Source organism: Ensifer sp. SSB1 (assembly GCF_016652895.1).
Lineage (GTDB): Bacteria > Pseudomonadota > Alphaproteobacteria > Rhizobiales > Rhizobiaceae > Ensifer.
The window spans coordinates 1-789 of sequence record NZ_JAEPRP010000379.1 but is presented as its reverse complement, the minus strand read 5'-3'; the positions used below and the strand labels follow the sequence as shown (position 1 = coordinate 789).

Here is a 789-nt window from a genome sequence, read left to right as displayed (position 1 = left end):
CATCGGAATGGACCTCGGCGCGCCAGCTGTTCCGACCTACCGCGAGAAGCTTCCGTTTGCGTTCACCGGAGAGATCAATTCCGTAGAGTTTGAGCTGGCGAAGGAGCAGCCCATCTTGAAGGAGAACGGCGCAACTGTGGGTCCCGGCTCCGGCGAGGGTGGCTTCGAACGGTAGTCCAGAATGGCAGGTAGCTGCAGTTCAGCTCGTTACATCAGGACCAACGATCTGGGATGAGCGGACAAACAGCGTAGTGCTCCCTACTCGCGGAGAAGGTTACGTTCGCTGTGGGCCAGAAGCGGCCGTGATGCGAGAGCTACCCGGGTAAGGTCACGACGAGAGGTCCTTTACGCGTCGCGACGACGGTGTGCTCGTATTGCACGGTCGGCGCTCTGGGGCTACTGAAGAGCGTCCACGAATCTCCACTTTCGCCCCCATCTTCCGCCCACTCGGCGCCCAGCGAAAGAAACGGCTCTACGGTGAAAACAAGGCCTTCATTCATGATCCGCCGCTCGGTTTGAACCGGCCATGTTGGGATCTCTGTCGGCTCCTCATGCAACGAATGCCCGACGCCGTGGCTGGCAAGATTCTGAACGAGCGTATAGTGGTTTCGACGAGCGAACGTGCCGATCGCCTTTCCGATGTCGCTGAGCGGCTTGTTCGCGCCAATCTGCCTGATGCCCGTCCACATAGCCCGTCGCCCATCACGGCAAAGCCGCTCGATCGCTTTGGAGACTGGCGGCACGGCGAAAGATGCGCCCGTGTCGGCAAAAACACCATTCTTTTGCGCG

General features: G+C 59.9%; 1 protein-coding gene. It reads right to left on the bottom strand.

Going from position 1 to position 789, the window contains the following annotated elements; translation table 11 throughout:
* Positions 1 to 314: 314 nt before the first annotated feature.
* A partial coding sequence (locus I8N66_RS37480; RefSeq protein WP_291165629.1) for a M24 family metallopeptidase occupies positions 315 to 789 on the bottom strand: 475 nt, incomplete at its 5' end.